At 45.8% G+C, this 17,262-nt stretch carries 18 protein-coding genes and 2 pseudogenes; 13 read left to right on the plus strand and 7 right to left on the minus strand.

Annotation, left to right across the window (positions count from 1 at the left end):
* The first annotated feature begins 719 nt into the window (after positions 1–719).
* Positions 720–968: a hypothetical protein gene (locus CWE23_RS00325; protein ID WP_126819091.1), complete on the plus strand. Its 249-nt coding sequence runs from the start codon at positions 720–722 to the stop codon at positions 966–968.
* A gap of 12 nt (positions 969–980) precedes the next feature.
* Here the strand turns inward: CWE23_RS00325 and CWE23_RS00330 are convergent, their stop codons facing one another.
* Both CWE23_RS00330 and CWE23_RS00335 read right to left on the minus strand, forming a co-directional pair.
* Positions 981–1,874 (minus strand): hypothetical protein, encoded by an 894-nt coding sequence (locus CWE23_RS00330; RefSeq protein WP_126819092.1) that lies wholly within the window; start codon positions 1,872–1,874, stop codon positions 981–983.
* Between the two features lie 70 nt (positions 1,875–1,944).
* Positions 1,945–2,517 carry a DUF2939 domain-containing protein gene (locus tag CWE23_RS00335; RefSeq protein WP_206750259.1) on the minus strand — a complete coding sequence of 191 codons (573 nt, stop codon included), beginning with the start codon at positions 2,515–2,517 and terminating at the stop codon, positions 1,945–1,947.
* A gap of 380 nt (positions 2,518–2,897) precedes the next feature.
* Here CWE23_RS00335 and CWE23_RS00340 point away from each other — a divergent pair, with 380 nt between their 5' ends.
* A complete protein-coding gene (locus CWE23_RS00340; RefSeq protein WP_187346281.1) occupies positions 2,898–3,500 on the plus strand; it encodes a hypothetical protein in 603 nt (200 codons plus the stop codon).
* Positions 3,501–3,524: 24 nt separating this feature from the next.
* Here the strand turns inward: CWE23_RS00340 and CWE23_RS00345 are convergent, their stop codons facing one another.
* From CWE23_RS00345 to CWE23_RS00360, 4 genes are all read right to left on the minus strand, one after another.
* Positions 3,525–3,956 carry a hypothetical protein gene (locus CWE23_RS00345; RefSeq protein WP_126819093.1) on the minus strand — a complete coding sequence of 144 codons (432 nt, stop codon included), beginning with the start codon at positions 3,954–3,956 and terminating at the stop codon, positions 3,525–3,527.
* A gap of 84 nt (positions 3,957–4,040) precedes the next feature.
* On the minus strand, positions 4,041–4,241 hold the full coding sequence (locus CWE23_RS00350) for a hypothetical protein (protein WP_126819094.1): 201 nt from the start codon (positions 4,239–4,241) through the stop codon (positions 4,041–4,043).
* A gap of 115 nt (positions 4,242–4,356) precedes the next feature.
* The gene (locus tag CWE23_RS00355) at positions 4,357–4,812 is read right to left on the minus strand and encodes a cupin domain-containing protein (protein WP_126819095.1); all 456 of its coding nucleotides are present in this window, start codon (positions 4,810–4,812) and stop codon (positions 4,357–4,359) included.
* A 150-nt stretch (positions 4,813–4,962) separates the two neighbouring features.
* On the minus strand, positions 4,963–7,068 hold the full coding sequence (locus tag CWE23_RS00360; RefSeq protein WP_126819822.1) for a TonB-dependent receptor: 2,106 nt from the start codon (positions 7,066–7,068) through the stop codon (positions 4,963–4,965).
* 532 nt (positions 7,069–7,600) lie between these two features.
* Here CWE23_RS00360 and CWE23_RS00365 point away from each other — a divergent pair.
* From CWE23_RS00365 to CWE23_RS00380, 4 genes are all read left to right on the plus strand, one after another.
* The gene (locus CWE23_RS00365) at positions 7,601–8,368 is read left to right on the plus strand and encodes a hypothetical protein (RefSeq protein ID WP_126819096.1); all 768 of its coding nucleotides are present in this window, start codon (positions 7,601–7,603) and stop codon (positions 8,366–8,368) included.
* 100 nt (positions 8,369–8,468) lie between these two features.
* Positions 8,469–9,827 carry a hypothetical protein gene (locus CWE23_RS00370; RefSeq protein WP_126819097.1) on the plus strand — a complete coding sequence of 453 codons (1,359 nt, stop codon included), beginning with the start codon at positions 8,469–8,471 and terminating at the stop codon, positions 9,825–9,827.
* A 31-nt stretch (positions 9,828–9,858) separates the two neighbouring features.
* Complete coding sequence (locus CWE23_RS00375; protein ID WP_126819098.1) at positions 9,859–10,188, plus strand: hypothetical protein; 330 nt, start codon at positions 9,859–9,861, stop codon at positions 10,186–10,188.
* Complete coding sequence (locus CWE23_RS00380; protein ID WP_126819099.1) at positions 10,175–10,891, plus strand: serpin family protein; 717 nt, start codon at positions 10,175–10,177, stop codon at positions 10,889–10,891. Before CWE23_RS00375 ends, CWE23_RS00380 begins: the two co-directional genes overlap by 14 nt.
* Before the next feature lie 164 nt (positions 10,892–11,055).
* On the opposite strand, the gene CWE23_RS00385 is transcribed toward CWE23_RS00380, so the two are convergent.
* The gene (locus CWE23_RS00385; RefSeq protein ID WP_126819100.1) at positions 11,056–11,796 is read right to left on the minus strand and encodes a thioredoxin family protein; all 741 of its coding nucleotides are present in this window, start codon (positions 11,794–11,796) and stop codon (positions 11,056–11,058) included.
* Between the two features lie 340 nt (positions 11,797–12,136).
* Here CWE23_RS00385 and CWE23_RS13870 point away from each other — a divergent pair.
* The 7 genes and pseudogenes from CWE23_RS13870 to CWE23_RS00420 all read left to right on the plus strand — a co-directional run.
* Positions 12,137–12,190 (plus strand): annotated as a pseudogene (locus CWE23_RS13870) (hypothetical protein); the annotation flags it as partial.
* 12 nt (positions 12,191–12,202) lie between these two features.
* The gene (locus CWE23_RS00395) at positions 12,203–12,973 is read left to right on the plus strand and encodes a LysR family transcriptional regulator (protein WP_241970559.1); all 771 of its coding nucleotides are present in this window, start codon (positions 12,203–12,205) and stop codon (positions 12,971–12,973) included.
* Positions 12,974–13,005: 32 nt separating this feature from the next.
* Positions 13,006–13,539: an acyloxyacyl hydrolase gene (locus CWE23_RS00400; RefSeq protein WP_126819101.1), complete on the plus strand. Its 534-nt coding sequence runs from the start codon at positions 13,006–13,008 to the stop codon at positions 13,537–13,539.
* A gap of 15 nt (positions 13,540–13,554) precedes the next feature.
* Entirely contained in the window at positions 13,555–14,154 is a 600-nt protein-coding gene (locus tag CWE23_RS00405; protein WP_126819102.1) for a GNAT family N-acetyltransferase, read from the plus strand.
* Positions 14,155–14,170: 16 nt separating this feature from the next.
* A pseudogene (alkB, locus tag CWE23_RS00410) lies at positions 14,171–14,815 on the plus strand (DNA oxidative demethylase AlkB).
* A gap of 10 nt (positions 14,816–14,825) precedes the next feature.
* Positions 14,826–15,689, plus strand: coding sequence for a hypothetical protein (locus CWE23_RS00415; protein WP_126819103.1), 864 nt, complete (start codon positions 14,826–14,828; stop codon positions 15,687–15,689).
* Positions 15,659–17,251, plus strand: a complete 1,593-nt coding sequence (locus CWE23_RS00420; protein WP_126819104.1) for an intermembrane phospholipid transport YdbH family protein — start codon at positions 15,659–15,661, stop codon at positions 17,249–17,251. Before CWE23_RS00415 ends, CWE23_RS00420 begins: the two co-directional genes overlap by 31 nt.
* The last annotated feature ends 11 nt before the right edge of the window (positions 17,252–17,262 follow it).

Genomic DNA, 17,262 nt, shown 5'->3' on the forward strand with positions numbered 1-17,262 from the left:
CATGTAAATACAGTGCTCTTTTGAAGCTAAATTTCAGCCGAAAACACCTCATCTTAGGCGCTATATCGGACGTAGCTCGTTGCTCTCGCCATTCAATGGAAATCATAGTAAACGACATTGACTTATCGTTAAATACTGACTAGTCTGACAGGAGAAATTTTGTCAATAGTAAGAACAACTTTTGTACTCTATCGAACTACTTCGCGAATTTTGTGTTCCAGCGAGTAACAACTCATAATTGTATTCGTCATAATATTCTAGTTGCTTGACTCTCAGACAATATTTCCAACATTCGATGTTCGGCCTCGGCTCTCCAAAACTTACTCCAGTATTTACCCCATCTATTATCAGTTCTACCGTGCCTGTACTGACTTGAAAAGTGACTGATAAAGGCTTGCTGCAGTGTCTATCTGGTGAGATTTTGGCGATAACATCACAAAAAGCCAGCATGAAATACGAATAGGTGCTCTACTACATTACCAGACGACTATTGAAAATGGCACTATCAAATTTGTTAGTCTTTAAGTTCCTTAATTTCTACTCAAGCAGCCTCACGACCCACTCACTTCCCTCGTGATGTCCATATTAGATAGACTAATTCATAGCTGCGTCATTTTGCGTCGCAGCTGGTACTGAGGCAAAAGCCCCTCGTTTAAGACATTAGGTGACGCACCAAACTGTCACAATAACACTATCTCAAGCAATCAACGAGGTCTTATATGTTGTGGTTTTGGTTCGGAATTACGGTTATTTTTGCGACGCTGCTCAGTAGCGCAAAGTTATGGTGTCTGGCCGGTGGCATCGTGCTGGCGGGGAATCTTAATCTACCATTTGATGTTTATGTTGAGAAGTTCGCCAGTACGAACAACGAGACGCACAACCTTAGTATGTACCGCGGCCTGATGATTATCGCTGTGGCGGTGTTTAGTTTCGTGGCTTGGTGGGTTTACTCAAATTATTTAAAGTAGGCAATTAGCCGACTACTCACTCAATAGCCGCGTTGCATCGTGCAGCCAGCCGTGCCCTATCTGTGTTTTCTTGCAGAACTCTTTAAATACGTGCTCTAGCGGATATACCAGATGTCCGTTAATCGTCTCTATTTTGTTATGGTCACAAAAGTAAACCGTTTTATGGCCTGATTTGAGATACTGATCCAGTTTTTTAAACTTTTTACCTGCTTTATCGAAACGCCCATAAGTAACCTGCACGGACACCTTTTGCCCGTGTTTATCGACACCCAAAATATCAATGTCTTTCATGGTTCGACCAACCGGCATCAGAGTATATTCTAGTTGCGGCAAGTCGTTTTCGGCAGCCTTTTGAGTGCGCATATATTCCATACACATTACTTCTTGCAAGTCTGGTGTTAGACTGTCAAGACTCATGGTTGTATTGCCTTCGACTAAATCAACAACTCGTGAGCCGACTTTATGCCATTGACAAAAAGTGCCTTGACGGGGCTGAACGGCAGTTAGCGATATCGCCTGCCCAGCGTTTAGTTTGCGAGCTTTTTTAAGCTCGATTGATTTTAGTACTGCTTCACGCGCAGCCGAATCACCTTTCTGCCTCCACTCACCTCTAAATAGTTCTATCTCGCTACCTGGTTCAACAAAGCCGATTATACCGCCGGGCTTGCCTCGATAGGCTGCGAAAACATAACCACCTTTGCGTGCTAAGCCTTTGAAACGTTGCAAATTGGATTTAGCTGACCCTGAATAGTCCCCAGGCTCGAGACTTTCCGAATCAAAAAGCTCGAAATCACCGCTATTATCCACTGGGTAATGAATAGCAATTCGATCTTCCTGAAAAAGCCTATTCATTGTGTCTTTACTAATTGCCAGCGCTGAACTGTGGCGTATAAAGTAGGTTTTCATGGAGTCGTCCTTGATCCTGTTAACGCATTGATACCTTGAGCATACTTGAACACGCTCATACTTTTAATACCTAATCCATCGGAATAACGATTTCAGTCAGCTTCCACCCCAGACCACGACGGCGCAGAACAAATTTACCCTCGTCGCCCTGTTCATCCTTTACTCGCACAACAAATTTGTTGAGCGATTCGTAGAACATGGACGAATCGATCAGTGTTTTTTCATTGCGTTGCTGATTTTCGGTATTGTCAGCATCCAGTTTTTCCCCAGCCATTAATTTGGCGATACCGGCTGGAGTAACATAGGCATCAACAATACGCTCAGCCATGATACTTGCAATACCAGCTCCTAAAGCCGCAAATGGGTTACCTTTTGTTGTCTCGTCAGGCTCCATTGTGCTCGCCATCATCGCGTTTAGTTGATCTTTAAGGCTTTGTCGCACACTGCTGAATTCAATATGCTCTGATAACGCTTCGCTATCGCGACTTTCAGCCGCCGATTTAATCTGGTAAACGGTTAAGTAAGGCGATACCGCTTGGAAAACCAAAAAAGCGGCGATGATTAAACCAGTAATCAACTTCCCTTTATTCATGATCACGTCCTTATTGAACCTTTGAAAAATGCACCTAAGCATCAGCAGCATCCCTGCCCACTCACATCCGCTGTGATGTCCCTATCAACAAGCCTAACGACGACTTGCGACAGTTTGCGTCGCAACCGAACATTGGCGTTGAGCGGGACTATCTCCTTCACTAATGCGAGTTGGGTGCATGCCATTACGTGAGGCACTCTAGGTAAATAGGCGATTAGATGAACCGTTTACCTGACCCGAGTTCGTGAGGTGTTGAAGAATCCATTACTCGATTGGAAAAGGACAATTAAGCAATGAGCGAAAGAACTGCTGTTCGGCTTGTGCTTTTGTTTTCTCATCTCTGTAGACGAAAAAGACCGTTTTTTTACTGAGCTTTTCTTGATAGGCTGGGTAAAAAGCATTCAAAATTAACAATAATTAAAACTCTTTTTATGATCATCACCGCCAGCATTATCATTTACAGCACCGCCTTCTTACTCTGGTTTGTCGTTTGGTATGGGGCAACTGGCTATACACTAATGCGAACAAACAAACTTCTGATTTTTCCCTGGATTATTTGTCCGCTATTTTTAATTGGCAACTTATTGATGACGATTTTCTTTGGCGATGTCGGTAGTACAGAGTATGAGGAAGGCAGGTTCACTCATCTTACCGACCGAGCCTCAATCGCGGTGCAAGCAACGGCGAGTATTGTGATTGTTGCAACCATCGTCTACGGCATGAGCATTAAACGAGTGCCGGTTCATTTTATCCGCTTTATGGTTTATACCTTTATCTGTGTACTGGGTTTGATGGCGCCTGTGCTGTGGATTCCGATTGAAAGTCCTGAGATGTTTTATATTCTCCGCCACTTGCAAACTGTGGCATTGAATTATGGTTTGTTCTTCTGTGTGGCCGGTATTGCCATTTTGTTAAAGGACTTGGTCACGCACGGCGATGTCGCCATATCCTTCGACGATCACGCTGCTACGCTGGCTAACGCACCCAGAGATGTTGTCCAAAAAGATGAACGTGGAAATAATGAAGAAAAGTAAGCTTATACTTTCAGGACTTAGTACCTAATTAAAGCCAAACTCTTTGAGTATCCTTTTGAACTTGCCTGCCGTTTTACCAAACATCCATGGTTGAATACGAGTAGCTACTTCACCATAGGACACCAGAGTAACAAAGCCCGCCCCTTTGTCGATTTTGATTTTCTTTAGGTCAGAGGGTTTGATGACTTTTTTTACCCCTTTGCGACAAAGGGTCAAACTGTCTTTTGCCAAGGTCAGTTGATCATCAGCATGACGAAAATAGAAAGATAGGCGACGATAGAGATCCAAACCGATCACCAATAAAGCATACATAGCGTAGGCAGGAACATCTGAAATTGTTCCGCCGTAATCTTCGGTTATTTCGATAATGAAGAAAATTGTGGCTATTGCAATAGCGACTAGCCCGCCCATGTAATACCAAAAACTACGACTTCTTTTTAATTCTAATTGGTTCATAAGATGCCTAAACGCTAACCAATAAGCCTGCTGATGTGAGTGCAAGCGATTTTACTTCCGGCTGCCTTGCGCCAAAGGCGCAAGCTACTGTTTTACATCCTTTTTTAATACAAGCACGATGAGGAAGATTATGGCCAGCGGTGGGATCAGCGCGCTGAGCGCTGCAATAACCGCGGTGAGTACAGGGTTGGTGGTTTTACGCTTACCGAGATAATAGCCAAGCACTGCCATAATGATGGCAAATAAGATGATAGACTGACCAATAATTGTTGCGTTCATTTCCATTAACCGAATTCTCTGATTGTTATAACTTGAATGTATTTATTTTGTTAATATACACGCAATGAATAAGGAATTGCAATTAATGGTTGAGCTTGCGCCAAAGGCGCAAGCGACAGAGTCATTTCACGTTAGTGACATCCTCGACATCCACTAAATCCCAACCGCTTGGGTAGCGGTACAAGCGTTTGGCCTGACGCGGATAGTCGCTGACATCGGCATTCAGGCGATTTCCCACCACCAGACATTGCAACGGCTCGGAGCCGGTCGCCTCCATCGAATGCGGCACATGATCGATGGGACAGCCGATAAAGTCGCCCGCGCCGATGGCAAACTGCTCGTCGCCGATATGCACGATGCCGGTACCCGACAACACGTAGATCGCTTCTTCTTCAAAATGATGAAAATGGTGCTCGGTTGAGTCGCGCCCCGGCTCGACCGTGATCAGATGGATACCCATCGATTTCATGCCCGTTGCGTCACCCAGCGATTTGTTTAAGCGCTGTGCGTTAGCGTTTAAAAAGTGCGTTTTGTGCTCGCCCGGCATGGCATCGATTGCAGATTTTTTGAGTAACATGGATGGCTCCTCCCCCAGAATGCCTGACTGAAAGGAGCCATTATACAAAAAGACGCCGTTTATGAACCCTACGCATTTTATCGCCGTTGGTTTCAAACTGCGGGTCGGGCTTGCGCCAGAAGCGCAAGCCGCGAGGGATAAAAGCCTTGTTTAGAAGCGGTACGTTGCGCCCAGTGACACCGTTGCACCAACGCCCTTCACGCTATAACCGGTCCCGTAGCGCAGAGCCTGCGAACGCGCCGGGAAGTAATCCGCATTGAACAGGTTTTCGATGCCGCCAAACAGCTCCCAGTTGTTCAACTGGTAACGGACCGACAGGTTAACCACATCGTAGCTGTCGATCGGTCCCTGATCGCCGCTGTAAAACCCTTGTTCGTTGGCGTCGAAACGGTCACGGGAGAACACGTGTAACCAGTTCAGGTTAACGTCCAGATCTTGACTCGGGCTGTAGTTAACCGCGCTGGTAAGTTTCGGTGCGCTGATCTGACGGGCGCCCAAATAGGTGTCGTTCTGAGTATCTTTACCTTCGGTGTAACCATAGGCCGCCTGCAGGCTCCACTGATCATTTAAGGTGTACTCGGCCGTCGCTTCAAAGCCCCAGATTTTTTGCGGTGCACGGGCCGGACGGTAGATACCGCTTTCCGGATCGTAAACACTGCGGGTACCCAAATCGGATGTGCTGCGGTACAACGCACCGGTGAAGAACAGATTGTTCAACTGGCTGCTGAAGCCAACTTCGTAGTTCTTGATGATCGACGCTTCGTTCTCAATCAGACCCAGGTCGCTCACGGTGGCGGTGCGCAGCAACAAACCTAAATCAGGTACTTCATACCCTTCGGAGTAGCTGGCGAATGGCGAGAAGGCGTCCGAATAACGATAACGCAAGCCGACGTTATAAGTGGTTGCGGCGTAATCCATATCGCCACCCGACACTTGCATCGGTGTTGAACAGGTTGTTGCGTCGCGGCACAGGCGTAAGGTTTCGTAATCATCGACGGTGACTGAAATGTCTTCACGACGTACGCCGGCTTTTAGCGTCCAGTCCTGTGCCAGTTCCCACTTGGTTTGTAAGAAGCCGGCTTTCGAGCTCATGTCCATTTCCGGTACCCAGATACGGCCGTCCAGCAATGGCTGCGAGGTAACGTCGTTGAGCAGATCAAGGCCGTAGATGAAGGTGGCGTAGATACCGCCGATGTTAACGTCGCTGGTGAAGACCGAGCGGAAGCCTTGTTTTTCGGACAAAATCGCCGATTGTCCTCCGTCATAACCCGCGTCCGGGTTACCCAGGGTTGGCGACCAGAAGAACACGTTGTCGATTTTTTGCTGGTACGCATCAACGGTCAGTGAGGTGTTGGTGAACAGCGCGTCATTGTGATATTTGGCCATCACGTTGTAGTTGCCTTCCGGCCCCTGTGGCGCGCCAAGCTGCACGTCACCCTCTTCCAGCGGCACGGCGTAGGTTTTCTCACCAAGGTCGATGTTGCCGGGTACGTCTTTGTAGGCCGCATCCTGATCGGAATCGTAGTAGTTATAGGTCAGTTGCAGGTACTGGCTGTCGCTGAGATCGTAGCTCAATTTAAAGAAGGCATCGCGTTGCACGCTGTCGGACAAACCGTACTGCAACCCTAAAATGTCGCCCTCGGCGTCCCGTTGTACGCCATATTTTTCCTGGGCGAGTGTGGCCACAAAGCCAAGCGCGCCTTCGCTGCCGTCAACAGAAACCACGGTGCGATAGCCTAAGCTGTCATCGGTTTTCACCAGGCTGCTTTTTACCGCCTGGGTAAGGCTAACCGTGCTGCCCTGCCCGCTTGGCTTTTTGGTGATGTAGTTGATAACACCGCCAGCGGCACCGTTACCCCAGACAGAGGTTGCGCCATTCAGTACTTCGATACGCTCGATGCTGGCCGGATCGAGCGTGCGGATGCCCAGTGCGCCGTTACGTAATGGCGTGTCCTGTGGTACGCCGTCGATCATGATCAGCATGTTACGTCCGCGCAGAGTTTGGCCGAAATTGCTTGAGCTTCCGGTGCTCGGCGCCATGCCCGGTACCGCCAGCGCAAGCAGGCTTTGCAGCTCTGAGCTGACGCGTAAATTGGCTTCGATGGTGTCACGGTCAATAATGGTGATGCTTGCCGGTACTTCGTCAAAACTTTCAACGATACGGCTGCCGGTAACGGTAATTCGTTCGAGGTTTTGTTCGGCTTGCTCCTGCTCAGTTGGCTGTGAGTCCTGCGCCAACGCCGGATTCAACACCATCTGAACAGCGAACGCAACGGGTAATACATGAAACGATTTGCGCACGTTAATGCTCTCCTTGGCTGATTCTAGGTTTTTAACGGAGGCGATTGTAGTGTCTTTTTATGCAAATAACAATGATTTGCATTAAGGTCTTATTGGAAGGTTTCGCTGATCGGTCAATGCAATAATGGCCCGGGCTGCTGGAGCTATTACAGATCTTACCGGATTGAGCCGCTCTGTCTCGCTGGATGCTTTTGGTCACCAGTTGCGCAAAGCCTCGCTCCGCATATTCCCGGGTGATTCCAGAGTATCGCAACGCAAGGTTCAAGCTAGCATCCCAAACGTCGGCAAGTTCCTTTTTTGCTTTGAAACGTGATTTTGAGTACTTAAGAGGCTATAAAGGTAGAAATATCCCGTTTTTAGTGGGTTTGCTTATTCCCAATTTGTTATTTTGAGAACTTGACGCAAGTTGATAACCCACTGACCACATAAACGTGATATGTGTTTGAAAAGAGTTAACTTAAGCACTTTGAGATAAAAAGGATTTACAATGAGTGACGACGCCGAAAAAGTTGAAGAAAATACAGCAAGTGAAGCCATTGCATTATCATGTACCCCGGCCTTAACGGCTTTAGTAAAACCAACTTTTGAAATGCTTGGGAATGAAGTAAGAGACTCAATTAAGGAAAGTATCGACAACTGGCGTGATAAACGTCGTAGAAAAAACTTGGAGGCTCACTTAGAGGCTGTAAATGCTGAGCTAAATACCAAGGACAGTACTAATCATGAGCCTCCATCGTTAGCTCAAGTTGACACGGCCGAGGAATGGTTAACTAGCGTTCAAGACGTCGACCCACAGGACGAAGAGCTCAGTGCCATTTGGCAAGGCTTACTTATCCGCGCTGTTAATGGAGACAGCATCGCTGATGAGGTACGTCAAACACTTAAGCTATTGACTCCTGAACAAGCAAAGCTTCTCTTTGAATTCAAACGTCGCATTCCCGCATTTCCACTACATGCAGGTACTGTAGGAGCAAAGGAGCGCTATCTAGCCAAAAAACTCGAAGTAAATAAAGTGCTAGAAAAAGACTACACTTATACGATTATCTTCACCAGTACAATACTATTATCAACTGGTTTTTTTATTTATTTTTTTGGAAACGTTTTTTACTCGTCCATACAGCCTGTTCTGCTATGGGGCGCGGCACTTTTATTTACACTGACAAGTACTGCTTTAGCCTTCAGGTTAGGGATCTCACGCTGGCGTCTTTCTTGGCTGGGGAGAGAGCTAATGCGATTAGTTTCGGATAGAAATTAACTAAGTTTTCTATTAATCAGCCTGAGGTAAAACCTCTTGTTAACTAATATTTCATAATACTAGGTAGTAACCTTTCACACACCGAAAGACAGGGAATTCCATGAAATCTAGTGCACGCTTGAGTATTTATGATCTGAAACGAAAAGCAAAACGATTTCAGCGTGATTTAAAAATCAAAACTGCGAAGCGTCAGAGAATAGCTAGGCAACAGCTTAGATCCGGCAAAGTACCAATTGCAATAAGCTCTATCGTAAGAAGAATAAGTTCACAAGAGCCGAGGCGTAAATACCGAAAATATGAGACCTTCAAGCTTCCAAGGACATTTTCCTTCTTAGAAGACCCGGAACAAGCACTTAGCACTATACACGAAATCACATCCGCATTAACAAACCGGAGATGCAGAAGCATTCAGTTGAACTATCAACATTGCAGACGGTACAGTTTAGGCAGTGAAGCTTTGCTCGGAGTATTGGGCCGTGTTATAAAACATCAAAAACGCACAAATGGCAGAACCGTTACCATAAACGGCGTTTATCCATCCGAACCAAACCATACTGAAATAGTTCGAGATGTCGGTATAGTAAAGGAGATTGATGCAGATAAAGAGCATCGTGATCTTGCCGACACCAAGCAGCAATTTATTTTTATGAAGGAAAAGACCTCTACAGCAAAGGGTTCCGCGTATGCTCGTGATGATAAGAACCAAACTTCTGAAAACTTCGTAAAGTATATTAATGACTGCTTAGCAGAGAGCATAAGCAAAAAGCTAACAGAAAAAGCGTGTAGAACGCTAAAATCATGTGTCAGTGAATTGCTTGATAACGCTGAACGTCATGCAATGGATAAACAGCAAGGTAAATGGTATGTAAGGGCTCATGTCAACTTTTCTCATGAGCATCCTAGTTGTGAAATCGTTATATTTAACTTTGGTAAGACAATTGCGGCCACTTATGATGGCTTAAGCGCTGAGCACTTTTCATACAACCAACAAGTAAAACCGTATGTTGAGCGGCATATCGGTGTAAGGGGGTTGACTCGAGAAGCATTAATTACTGTAGCGTCGCTTCAAGGAAGAGTTTCGTGCAAAAATAACGATGAAAGAAGAACTTGCGGAACAGGGACGGTTGAATTATTGAACTTTTTTCAAGAACTTCATGACGACATATGTTCTTCGGGTTTGATGAAAAATAACGATCTGAGACCTTTAATGGCTCTCATGTCTGGTAATACCTGGATTAAGTTCGATGGAACCTATAGACTCTCTTTTACGAATGATGACTGGAATGATGGGCTGGATGACCGCAGTCTAGAACAAGCAATTTATCCTCTCAACGATACACCCGGTAAGTTAGCTGATCCACCTGATACCGAATTCGTTAAGAGTTTAGATACTGGATTTTTCCCGGGAGTTATGATAAACATCCGCTTCCCATTGGAAGTAACCCGGGATCAAGTTTAGAATTGGAGGGGTGATGTTGGAGAATATCGATATGGCAACGTATAAGATTGAGTTCCGTAGGTTATTGGAAGACGCTCCTGAAAAACGGCTTTTCTCAGGCAGAAGTAATGGAGAAAAGGCTCATGAATTCTTTAAACTCGATCATGCCGATAAGACCGATTTTTTTGAATTAGAAGTCCCTGAGGAGGTCGTCGTATCGAGCTCATATTTTTTAGGCATGCTTGAAGATATTATGCGAAAATATGATAGCGTTGATGAACTAAAGCAACATCTCGACTCTAGCTCTTTAAAGGGTGATACTTTAGCTGAATATAAGCGTGCTTTGAAAAGAGGCTTCTACACCAACCGTGGCTTCTTTTGAATTTCCTAGAAACGTGAAGCTATGGTTAGTGCTATTAGTTACTTTAACTAGCACTAGCGCATCCGCATTCACGCAAGAAAATAATGAAAAGACAGAGCAGGCTAAGACTGCTTCAGACAATCGCGTTGTTGCCAGCAACAATCCAACTGCTGGACTTCCTTTAACAATAATAAATATCAACCGTCTCGAAATACCTAACAGTTTGTCTAACACTCAAGTCTCTCCTGCTTGGTGGCAGGACTATCGTGCAATCCTTTCTATTTTAGCAATGATCTTATCCCTATCGACAATAGGGTATAATGTCTGGTCGCGAAGTCAGGATAAAAAGCAATCCATTCATGATGAGTTTTGGTTACGGAAAGTTATCTTTCCCAAAATAATAGAGCCACTACAAGATTTTTGGATGTCCTCCAGAAAGATTCATATTGAGGTTTTTGGAGAGCAGCCCAGTCAATCATCTTTAACACAACCTAAGATTGACGAGTACAACCTAAAAATATGGAACCATATCGGGGCAATAAGGGACTCTCTGCAAGCTTTGTCAATGGTGTCAAAAAATCTTGTACAGCAAGCTGAAGCAATAATTGACGAATATGAAGAGGACGTTAACGACATCACAGTGTTCCCCAGGGAACATGCTTCACATTTGCACTTCAAACTACTAGAGTTCCTTAAAAATGATGTTCATCACGAATATATGTAGCTGAGTTTAGTCTTCAAGTAGCAATTCATCTAATAAGCAAATTTTACAGTTCTGCTAACAAGTCGACTTACACATAAATTCCCCCACCACCCCATCATTTCAACCCGCTCATCCCAGTACTCAGCCATATGCAAGTGAGCGCCCTTAACCCTATTCCCAAACGGCTATTCCCATGCCTGCTTCGGGTAGCTCGGTAATTCAAGCGGTGTTTCCGGCGCATTCAGGGCTTTTTTATGGGCCGCCACGATATCTTCATGGACTTGATTGCGAAATTTGGCGACGGCCATCCATTGTTGGATAAAGCGTTGCGGGGGTTGCTGAGCGCCGGATGTTTTGTAGGCTTTTAACTGTGGTGCCACCCACTCATAGCCGGCTTTGATCCGTTCAGCCTGTTGTTGTTTAAACGCCGACAGTTGTTGACGATGAGCTTCGCTAAGCGGCTCTTCGGTGGGTGTTAAGAAATCTTGTTCCAGGAAATAGGCCTGAAACTCGTCGGCGGAGTGTTTGGAGGCATTGGTCCAATGCTGCCAACTGGCGAAGTTTTTGATTTGCCCGCTACCGGCGTCAATGATCATCACCGTGGGCGTACCGTAGTAAATGGGTTCGCCGTAGGCCTGCACGATGTCATAGCCGCGTTCAAAATAACTGACATCAACTGTGTGGATTTGATACTGCTGTTTAAGCTGGTCGCGAAACGGCGATTGATTGAAGCGCTCTAACAATGCGGTGCTGTCGTGGCACCAATTGGCGCCGAGCACCAACATCAGATCCTTACCCTGCTTCGCCGCCTGCTGCTGCCAGTCTTTGGTTTGCTCTGCAGTGGGTGCCTGCCCGGCAAACTGCCATTCCTGCGCTGCCGCTGGCCACGCTAACAAGCTGATCATCAGAAGAAGAACGTATTTCATCACAGTGCCTGATGGAATCAATGAAAAGGCTACTATAACGCAATTGGGGCTATATATCTTGCGCCGAGGGCGTAAGCTACTGAGAAATTTCAAAGGAATTGGTGCCCGGGGCCGGACTTGCGACAGCAAACAAATGAATTAACGCAATAGTTAAAAACTCACTCCAGTACGACAACGTATTCCTTCCTTGCTTTCCAGTAACTTACCTGCGAGAATCAAAGTTACATTTTGTTAATTACAAATACCAAATAATTAATATGAAAAAGCAAAGTTTCCTTCACTTAATGCACTTCGAGTCTTTGATGTTGCGGCCAGAAGCGGGTCTTTTAAGCAGGCTGCACAACAACTTGGAGTGACTCAGTCGGCCGTTACCCGTCAAATTCAAGCGCTTGAAGAGCAGCTCGACATGCGACTTTTCCAGCGTGATAACCGAGTACACTCATTAACACCGGTAGCGCTTGAGTTAGCCCCACAAATTGAACAAATATTTGATCAATTAGAGCGTGCTATAGAGCGTACCCGAAGTTTGAGTGATAACACAACAACTCAGCTGACCGTTGCTATAAGCTCTGAACGTTTCCGCTTTTGGTTAGCCGATAAGCTCGAGGACTTTCATGCCCTTTACCCGCATATACAATTAAACTTTACCCGCTGTGCTGACTACTTTGCCGGTGAACATGCCGCTGACATGGTCTCTGCCGTACAACATCAAAGTTGGGATATTGCTATTGGCTATGGTCAGATAAACGACAAACACTTGCAAAGTCAGCGTTTATCGAAAAATGATCTTGTTCCGGTATCGGCTATCTCAACCAATGACACGCCATATCACCAAAGCTGGATAATTAACCCAGATAATCCGGAACATACCAAATTGGCCGAAGCAAACCAGTCCAAACTTAAAAACCAGCGTATTATACATTGCGATGACTTTTACATGTCCCTGGACTTAGCTCAAACAGAAAAAGCCGTGACCTTAGTCGATAGCAGCCTGTTAAACGCTCAACTATCTCATTTAACGCCTTTTCGAGAGTATGCACAGCCAATTAAGTCACCACTCTCGGTATTTTACAAAAAACGGAAGCGTCAGTCAGTTGCCCTTGTCGCTTTTATTAAATGGTTACAATTAATTAACCAACAACTCGTTTACATACATTCGTGGATGTATGTAAAATAAAGGCACTTTTAATCAACCATTAAGAGAGCGATATGTTAAGACGTCTTTCGCTTCTAAGTGCCTTATTATTATCAAGTAGTTTAGCTTCAACCTCTACGCTGGCTGATGAAGTCAGCTTTACGGCTTCCTATTCAACCGATCAATTCCGTGGCGCTCGTGTGGCCTATCGCTTTACCGACATTCCGTTAGAAATGCCGGGCTTTTTTGGCTCGCCAACGTTATATATCGACACTGGATTAAACCATTGGCAGAACTCGAATGATACATCTGACAACATTACGGCGTTTACTATAAGCCCTGTTGCTTCCTGGCATATAGCCGGCTCAGAGCGACCGCTTTATTTAGAAGCGGGTATTGGCGGCAGTTATTTCGATAAGACCAGCCTCGGTAACAGAAAGCTATCAACCAAGTTTCAGTTTGAAGATCGTATCTCGTTGTCCTGGCAGTTCAGCAAAAACTCTGACGCCCGCATTGACTTTGGCTATACTCATTACTCTAATGGTGACATTAAGCGCCCTAACGACGGCCTCGACTTTTATTGGCTCAGTTGGGTTTACCCCTTTTAACTAACAAAGGTTATTATGAGCAGCGAAACTCCTTCAAGAGACAGAGTTTATCAGGTATCCAGTAACAGAGAGAGCGCCTCTCATAAACTCCGTTATGTTGAAGGCTCTGCACCGGCTTCCGGCGAGTGTCGGCTATGTGTCGGCTCGCTGGCACAAGCGGGTAAAAACGATGTACCTGTGACAGTACAAAGCGCTGCTTCTGACGATATTGCCCGGCTCGCTTTTTTTGAAAAGCAGCTTTATGACAACGACGCCTACTCCAGCTTGTTTTTTTACCAAGCCCTACGACAATGGCCTAGAGGTTTTTTAACCATAAAAAGTGACGAAAAAGTTGCCGGTTACAGCCTTATCGTGCCGCTCGATGGCAGCCGGGCAATCTTAATGTCTTTGCTTATTGGTAAAAGCTTTCAAGGTCAGGGGCTTGGCCGTATATTGTTGGAGCAGGCTATTAAATCGGCGGCTGAAAGCAGTTGGAAAACACTGGAGCTCAGTGTGGCTCCGGACAATGCCGCTGCCATCAAGTTATATAAGCAAACGGGCTTTTCAGTTATCGAAACCATTCAGGATTACTTAGGCCCGGGCGAAGATCGCCTAATTATGAGTCGCGCACTCTAACCGGATTTGCTGAGCTATGGCATCACTCGACTTATTTGCAAGCGAGAACCACGAGGTTACGCAGTTTAGTGAGCAAGCCTACCTACTCCATGGCTATGTCGCACCTCAGGCAGACACTATTTTAAGCCACCTCAGGGGCGTTATTAAACAGTCACCGCTAAGACAGTTTGTGACGCCCGGGGGCGGTAAAATGTCAGTACGCACCAGCAGCTGCGGCTATTTTGGCTGGATAACCGACAAAAAGGGCTATCGCTACACAGACACAGACCCGATAACTGAGAAGCCCTGGCCGCCTATGCCTGAAACGCTAAAAACACTTGCTGAACAGGCGGCTGCAAAGTGTGGATTTGAATCGTTTTCTCCCAATGCCTGCTTAATTAACGTTTACCACCCCGGCGCAGCTATGGGACTTCATCAGGACAAAGACGAGTCCGACTTTTCACAGCCTATTGTGTCTTTCTCGTTTGGCTTACCCGTTACTTTTCTCTGAGGAGGACTCAAACGGGGCGGCAGTCCACAAAAAGTGACGTTGCAACATGGTGACGTACTTGTCTGGGGCGGCTCCGATCGTCTTCGTTATCACGGCGTAAAAAAACTCGCAGACGGCCAGCATCCACTCACCGGCAATGTCCGCGTGAACTTAACCTTCAGAGTAAGGTAAGGGTCGGTAAATGCCTGACATTAAGCCCATGCTTTGGCGTCTATTAGCCATTACCGGCAGTGTCTTACTGACTCTTGTCCTGTTTATTGGCATTGGGCTATTAATCGGCCTGTCGATAGCTAACCGTGAACTGGCAAAGGTTGGTATCGAGGACTGGTCGATAAGCATCGGTTCGCTGTCCAAAGAGCGAGTGGTCATTGAACCGTTAAGCGTGACAATGAACGAGTTACCGTCACCCTCCACGTCGAACTCAGCTGCTGCACCGCTTACCATTAAAAAGCTACTAAACACGCCTGTGCCAAGCTGGCTTCCTGAAACGGTTATTCTTAACAACGTCACGCTGAAAGGCGAACTTTTTAAACGGTATTCACCGCTTCAGGGAGAAGTAACATTAAACACAAAGCGCCCTAACCTCAGTTTAAACCTTTCTCATCCTGAAACATTTGCTACTCAGCTATCTCGCGACAACTCAATTTTATCGGTCGATATAGAGCATAACCTTGGCCATTTCAACGCCAATTACGAGCTTATTAGCGGTGAATGGAACATTGAAGGTTCAGCAAAGGTTCCAACCGAGCAACTTGCTCAAGCATCTGAGTTTGTAAAAAACGAGCGCATTGCTCTATTGTTTAATGCCGAAGGCTCGCTTTCACCAGAAACCGAATTAACAGGTCCAGAAGGCCTCATTAACGCGACTTCCGGTAAATTCATCTTACAATTACAAAAGCCTGTGAATGTCGCAGCGTCAGGCGTTACATCCGTCGCTGACGGAAATATACGTTTCAATGTTAAAAGCGGCGTTATTGAAAGCTATGGCTTAAATATCAGTGGCGACTTAACGGAATGGCCAACTCTGCCTTTAGAAAAGAAATAAGCACGGTAAAGTGGCAACTGACCAGTCAGGACTTTTTAGTGCTTGAACCATTAAGCTATCAGCAAATACTGAATAAAACAGCCTGGCCGGTTCAGCTTAGTGCTGCGCTTAACGGTAAAGACGTCTCTGGCGTTAGGGTAACTGCAACGGGTCACTTCGTTCAAAACGACGCCCAGTTTGTTCGACTTGAACTCCCAAAAACTAACCTAAGTGCCGACAGAATTGTAGTACATAATATTGACGCCATAAGCCCACTCAAACTTAATACGTTAAGTGACTTAGTATTCAACGCTGATATAACGCTCAAGAGCGATAAGCTGATGCTTAGCTCAAAGCAGCCCTCTTCGTTTTTTGCCGAATCAGAGTTTGCCAATGCTGACCTGTCAGTTCCAACGATCTTTGCTGAAATACCTTTTACCGCCCCCGAAACGGCAACAGCAAAACTGACAACGGAAGTTAATAATGTCACGATAAAAGTAGCAGGCATTCAGAGTTTAAAGCCTCAACTCTCGCATAATATCCATTACAAAAACGGCCGTGTTGACGCCGAAGGCACTATTGAATTAGCTCAGGGCGCGGCATTGAATCATAGCAGCACACTGACAGAAGATTTAAGATTGACCTCGAATATAGTTATAAACATTCATGACTTAGCGCAAGCAGACTTACAGGCACAATTGTCACCGTTGATACAAGACACTCTCCCATTATTAACGCTAAACAAAGGCACCGCTACGGCGGGCTTTAGGCTGTCAGGCAATTTAGAAACAGGAAAATGGAGCATTGATGAAGGAGACGCGAACTTACAGTCTATCGATGCCATATATGACACAACGTCTGTGACCAACGCTAATTTGAACACTCAATTTAACGCGACTCCAGAGCGTTTGAGTTTTCAACAGGCAAGCTTATCCGTCGGCAGTATTCAGCAAGGGTTTACTATTGGTCCTGTAGAAGCTGAGCTTGCCGGCGTCATTCCTTTCAAGAACCTGCGAAACAGTACAGTGCAGCTCAATAGCCATAGCATTAAAGCACTGGGAGGCTCGGTTAGAATACCAGAACAAACTTATAAGTTTGTTAACGAAATACGTATTCCTATTGTCTTCGAGCGTATCAACCTCGGCGAACTCATGCGTCAGTACCCAAGTAACCGAATTGCTATAGACGGCGAAATTTCGGGAACCATCCCCCTCGTTTGGGATTCTCAACAACTAACAGTCGAAAAAGGCTATTTAAGTGCTGTCGCGCCTGGCGGGCATTTGCAGGTAGACTCTTCGGCGTTGCGCTCTGCCGTTGGTACAAACCCAAGTCTGAAAACACTCGCCAGTGTGCTGGAGGACTTTTACTACCAAGAGCTGTCGAGTGTCGTTGGCTATGACAAGAACGGTGAGCTAACCTTAGAGTTACAGCTGAACGGATATAATCCAGCTGTTGAAAATGGTCGTAAGGTAAAATTAAACGTCACTTTAGAGGAAGACCTACCTGCGCTCATTAAAGGCATACAGCTCAGCAACAGTGTCAGCGACGTTATTCGTAAACGGATCCAGCAACGGGTCAATTAATCAGAGGACGA

It is taken from the genome of Idiomarina aquatica (assembly GCF_003987185.1).
GTDB lineage: Bacteria > Pseudomonadota > Gammaproteobacteria > Enterobacterales > Alteromonadaceae > Idiomarina > Idiomarina aquatica.

Bases quoted from the DNA above. Each gene is read 5' to 3' on its own strand.
- CWE23_RS00325 (WP_126819091.1), top strand. From the start codon at position 720: ATGTTGTGGTTTTGGTTCGGAATTACGGTTATTTTTGCGACGCTGCTC.
- CWE23_RS00330 (WP_126819092.1), bottom strand. From the start codon at position 1,874: ATGAAAACCTACTTTATACGCCACAGTTCAGCGCTGGCAATTAGTAAA.
- CWE23_RS00335 (WP_206750259.1), bottom strand. From the start codon at position 2,517: ATGCTGCTGATGCTTAGGTGCATTTTTCAAAGGTTCAATAAGGACGTG.
- CWE23_RS00340 (WP_187346281.1), top strand. From the start codon at position 2,898: ATGATCATCACCGCCAGCATTATCATTTACAGCACCGCCTTCTTACTC.
- CWE23_RS00345 (WP_126819093.1), bottom strand. From the start codon at position 3,956: ATGAACCAATTAGAATTAAAAAGAAGTCGTAGTTTTTGGTATTACATG.
- CWE23_RS00350 (WP_126819094.1), bottom strand. From the start codon at position 4,241: ATGGAAATGAACGCAACAATTATTGGTCAGTCTATCATCTTATTTGCC.
- CWE23_RS00355 (WP_126819095.1), bottom strand. From the start codon at position 4,812: ATGTTACTCAAAAAATCTGCAATCGATGCCATGCCGGGCGAGCACAAA.
- CWE23_RS00360 (WP_126819822.1), bottom strand. From the start codon at position 7,068: ATGGTGTTGAATCCGGCGTTGGCGCAGGACTCACAGCCAACTGAGCAG.
- CWE23_RS00365 (WP_126819096.1), top strand. From the start codon at position 7,601: ATGAGTGACGACGCCGAAAAAGTTGAAGAAAATACAGCAAGTGAAGCC.
- CWE23_RS00370 (WP_126819097.1), top strand. From the start codon at position 8,469: ATGAAATCTAGTGCACGCTTGAGTATTTATGATCTGAAACGAAAAGCA.
- CWE23_RS00375 (WP_126819098.1), top strand. From the start codon at position 9,859: ATGGCAACGTATAAGATTGAGTTCCGTAGGTTATTGGAAGACGCTCCT.
- CWE23_RS00385 (WP_126819100.1), bottom strand. From the start codon at position 11,796: ATGAAATACGTTCTTCTTCTGATGATCAGCTTGTTAGCGTGGCCAGCG.
- CWE23_RS00395 (WP_241970559.1), top strand. From the start codon at position 12,203: ATGCGACTTTTCCAGCGTGATAACCGAGTACACTCATTAACACCGGTA.
- CWE23_RS00400 (WP_126819101.1), top strand. From the start codon at position 13,006: ATGTTAAGACGTCTTTCGCTTCTAAGTGCCTTATTATTATCAAGTAGT.
- CWE23_RS00405 (WP_126819102.1), top strand. From the start codon at position 13,555: ATGAGCAGCGAAACTCCTTCAAGAGACAGAGTTTATCAGGTATCCAGT.
- CWE23_RS00415 (WP_126819103.1), top strand. From the start codon at position 14,826: ATGCCTGACATTAAGCCCATGCTTTGGCGTCTATTAGCCATTACCGGC.
- CWE23_RS00420 (WP_126819104.1), top strand. From the start codon at position 15,659: ATGGCCAACTCTGCCTTTAGAAAAGAAATAAGCACGGTAAAGTGGCAA.